The 4,575-nt window shown below is 72.5% G+C and carries 3 protein-coding genes; all 3 read right to left on the bottom strand.

The features are described 5' to 3' along the window. The coding region (locus tag NBW84_RS22730) for a diguanylate cyclase domain-containing protein (protein ID WP_250287271.1) at positions 1–1,906 on the bottom strand (1,906 nt) is incomplete at its 3' end. 874 nt (positions 1,907–2,780) lie between these two features. After that, entirely contained in the window at positions 2,781–3,707 is a 927-nt protein-coding gene (locus NBW84_RS22725; protein WP_250287269.1) for an alpha/beta fold hydrolase, read from the bottom strand. A 490-nt stretch (positions 3,708–4,197) separates the two neighbouring features. Further along, on the bottom strand, positions 4,198–4,575 hold a 378-nt coding region (locus NBW84_RS22720; RefSeq protein ID WP_445548824.1), incomplete at its 5' end, for a hypothetical protein.

The following is a 4,575-nucleotide window of genomic DNA, read 5'->3' as shown; positions in this document are numbered from 1 at the left end:
CATCGGTCCCGGTCCCGGTGCCCGTCCCGGTCCCGGTGCCGGTGCCGGGCGCGGCGGGCCGCGGGCCCGGCGGCACGTTGGGCGGTTCCGCGGACGCCATGGCGAAACGGCCTTTCCCCGCCCGTTTGGCCTCGTACATGGCGTTGTCCGCGGCGCACAGGAAATGTTCGGGCCGCGCGACGGCGAGCGTCGAGGGCGCGATACCGATGCTGGCGTCTACCTGGACCGCCGAGGCACCCACCATGACCGGGATACGCACCAGCTCGATGATCCGACCGGCGGCCGCGGCGGCGGACACCTCGTTCGCGCCGCGCAGCAGGACCCCGAACTCGTCACCGCCGAGCCGGACCGCCAGGTCACCGTCCCGCAGGGTCTGGACGAGCCGCTCCGCGACGGCCCGCAGGACGACGTCCCCGGCGTCGTGGCCGTAACCGTCGTTGACGGGCTTGAAATGGTCGAGATCGACGAACAGCACCACGAACGGCGCGCCGCCGGCGCGGAAGGCACGGCCCGCCTTCTCCAGCTCGCTCATGAAGACCGCCCGGTTGGGCAGACCGGTGAGCAGGTCGTGGGACGCCTGGTAGCTCAGCCTGTCCTGCAGGTCCTTGCGCTCCCCGACCTCGTGGCAGGTCACCAGCACACCGGCGAGCTCGGGATGGCTGGTGAGGTCGCTGGCCTCCAGGTCGAACCAGCGCGGCTGGCCGGCGGCGGTGGTCAGCCGCACGTCGAAGACGGTGCCCCCGGCCGGGTCGGCCAGCAGCCGCCGGATCCGGGCCACGTCGGCGGGGTCGGCGAAGTCGGTCAGCACCCGGCCGAGCCAGGACGCCGCGTCGTAGCCGAGCAGGTCACGCACGGCGGGGCTGACAAAGGTCATCCCGTGGTCGTCCCCGACGACCACGATGATGTCCCGGACCCCTCCGAGCATGGTGTGCAGCCGCGCCCGGGCCCGCCGGGCGGCCCGTTCGCGGCGCAGCCCGAACACGACCAGCCCGCCGACGCAGACCGCCAGGACGGCCAGCAGCGTCAGGTCCCCGTGGCGCCCCGCGGTCCGCAGGTCCGCGAACAGCCGCGCGGTGGGCTGCTGGAAGAGCGTGACGTATCCGGTCGTGGCCTGCTTCTCGGCGACGTTGACCACCTGCTCCCCGGCGCCGCCCGACAGCCACGTCCGGACCGTGCCCGGGACCAGGCCGTCCAGCTCGCGCGGTTCGACCAGCCGCCGGCCCCGCAGATCCCGCTTCCAGCAGGCAGCCGCGACACCGCTCGCGTCGACGTCGCACAGGCTGCCCGACACGCTGTCGAGAGCGGCGAACTTCTCGCTGCTCTCCCGGGCCGCCCCCTCGTCGACGACGCGCACCAGCACCGCCCACGGGCGCGGCGCGCCCACCGGCACGACCGTGGCCCGCACCGGCATGCCGTCGAGGAGGAACACCGGCGACATGGCCGGCTGCCCGGCCAGCGCCGCCGTCCAGGCGGCGCCGAGATCGGTGGCCGTCACCCGCGGCCCGTCCGGGACGGCGGCCAGCGGGGTGCCGTCGACGCTGACGAGGGCGGCCAGCAGGCTGGTGTCACCGACCGGCCTCATCGCCAGCTGCGCCAGCATCCGGCGGTTGTGGGCCGGCTGGTCGGGCGCGAAGGAGAAGCTGGCGACCAGCGCGCCCATCCGCCGTGGGTCGGACGTCCGGGAGGCGTTCTCCGCGACCCGTTCGACGAGCCGGGTGCGGTCGGACAGCCGCTGTCGTTCGCCTTCGCGCAGACCCGCATGCCGGACCACCAGCGCCAGCGCCCCGAGCGCGATCACCACCGCCAGCCCGACGAGCAGCGGGGCGGACCGCCGTAGCCGCCCGCCATCTGCGTCACCGGCGAGGGCGGACGATCGTTCGACGAACGCCGGACACTCGCCCGGCACCGAAACTGTGCGAATGGCCTTTATCCCTCATCGTAATCGGTTGCCGTCACGGAAGAAGTATGCAAACAAGGCCGGAAGACCCGTCGTACGGCGGGTCGGTACCGGTACTCACGGCCCCTCGGGCCCGGCGCGCGAAAATCATGATCACGCAACCTCTGGTTCCGTCACCAGCAGGCCTCCGTCCGCGCGAAAAACATGATCGCGCGCGGCCTTTGGACGACTGGGAGAGCATCGTTCCAGCTCTTGTCACATCTCGGACAGTCACCCCCTGGCGCCACACCTACGGACAGATGTAACAAAAATGATAGTTGTGGACACTCGGTAGTAAGAACGCCCATGAGTGGGACGTCCGGTCCACGGGTGACGGCCGGCCAGCCGGCCGGAACGGGCAGGTGGCGGAGCATGTTTCCGGCACGCTCGAGGTCCCTCCACCGTGGGCAGTCCCATCACCGACAGCCACACGTGTTTCCCGCGCGCTCGAGGTCCCTCCCGAATCCTCTGGCCGGCTCTCCGGAGCCGGGACCACTGGGCCGGCCAGGAGGCCCGGCGGCCGGCCCCGACAGCCGCGACGGGCTGGCGGATCCGACGACCGGCAGCCCGGCAGCCCGGCAGCATCCCAGGTGAGGATCGACAGCCCGACAGGGCCGGGCGGCCCGGCGGGTCCGCCGGAGCCTCGGCCGCGAGGCCGTCGGATCCGTTCCAGCGGGCCGGCCCCGCCGGAACGGCCGGCCTGGCCGGCCCGGCCGGCACCCGGCCGCGCCGGCGGATGAGCGTACCGGCACCGGCCTCGCCGGGGAGCCGCCGGCCGCCGAACCAGCGGCATCGTCCACGCGTGAGGAGCACGACGACGATGCCCGACGACTACAACTAATGACTAAGAGTAACCGGAACATGAGACGGAAACGCTCGCCCGGCGTGCCGCGGCAGCCACTTCGCCCCGGTGGGCCACGTCGTCGAGCTTGTCCAGCAGGCGGTCCCAGACCTGGCGCGGGATGTCGTGCCCCATGCCGTCGACCTCCAGCAGCTCCGCGGACGGGATGGCGGCGGCGGTCAGGCGCCCGCTGGCCACCGGGATCAGCGGGTCGTTCGTCCCGTGCACGATCAGCGTGGGGATCTCCAGCCGGACGAGGCCGGGCGTCAGGTCCCCCGCGGCCAGGACCGCGGTCAGGTGCCGCGCGGTCCCGTGCGGGTCGTACCGACGCTCCCAGGCCAGCCCGGCCCGCCGCCGTATCCACTCGCGGTCGGGGGAGAACTCGGCCGATCCGATGATGTTGTGAGCACGCTCGGCCCCGTCCACGTACGCTTCCCGGCTCGCCACCATCGGGCTGAGCACGACAGCGGCGGCGTCCCGGGCGGCACGCCCGGCACCGCGGCTGCCGATACCGGCCGAGACCGAGGTGAGGCTGCGTACCCGCGCCGGGAAGGACAGCGCCACGATCTGGGCGATCATGCCGCCCATGGAGCTCCCGAAGATGTGCGCGGACCGCCAGCCGAGGGCGTCCAGCAGGCCGGCCGCGTCGGCCGCCATGTCGTCGAGGGTGTAGGGGGCGGCATCGGCGTTCCCGGACATCGCGGCCACGAGATCCGGCTGCCCCAACTGGTCGAAATGGGTGGAAAGACCGACATCACGGTTGTCGTACACAAGAACCTGAAAACCGCGGCGCACCATCGCCCGAATAAGATCAGGATGCCAGCCGACGAGCTGTTGGCCCAGCTCACCGATCAGGACGAGCGGCAAGCCACCGGAGTCGCCATGCAGCTCGTATGCGATTTCGATGCCATTGGCCTGAACCGTACCCATAGACGGAAGGTAGCGAGCGTTAGCCGCTGGCGCTCGTAATCCGTGAACTCCACCCACAGGTCACCTATTCGGGTGACGCTGAACACGTTTCGGAGCGCGGCGGGGCCTCGGCCGGCCAGCGGACCGGCCAGCCTGCTGGCCAGCAGGCTGGCCAGCAGAGCGGCCGTCGCCCCGGCAGCGTAGCCAGCAGCGGCCCGCACCCAGGGCGCGGCACCCACCACCCACCCGGCGAGGCCCGTATCGCGGCGCCGCCGGCGTCCCACCAGGAACCCGTCATACAAGGGAACTTCCGGAACAAAGGGAGCAAAAGCGCGGAAAACCGCCGGGGCGCCGGCGCGAAGGGACGCCAGAATGGCGGCGCGTCGGGGTGGGCATCGTCGGCACCGACCAGCACGTGTCATCGCGGGAATCCACTTTCCGACGCGGTGTCATGAAGTGCGAAAATCCGCGGGACGGCGGCCGCCCGGGAGGAGCCGGCCGCCGGTACCGGTTACCTGCGGAAGCCTCCGGCACGCCGGCGCCGCGACGTCTCCAGATCGACGCGAGCCGCGTGGACGGCCAGCCGGGCTCGTTCCACAAGAACATCCCGATGGGACGAACCGGGTGCGGGTGCGGGTGCGGCGTCGGCGGCGCCCGCGGCCAGCGCCTCGATCAGGTCCGCTGCCAGTACGGCGATCTGGTCGGCAAGAGCATGGTCGGCCAGGCGTGGTGGGGCGACCCCCCGGGGAAGCCCGGATCCCGCCTCACGACCCAGGTCAGCGAGTTCGACGGCCAGCGCACGCACCCGGTCGGCGCGGGTGCCGGCGCCGCGCCCGGCTGCCGCTCCCGCCCCGCCGGCGCCCGCCCCGGAGCCGGGCCTGGGCACGGG

The organism is Protofrankia sp. CiP1_Cm_nod2 (genome assembly GCF_920664355.1).
GTDB lineage: Bacteria > Actinomycetota > Actinomycetes > Frankiales > Frankiaceae > Protofrankia.
The sequence above is the reverse complement of the archived record's forward strand: the minus strand, read 5'-3'. Positions and strand labels throughout refer to the sequence as shown.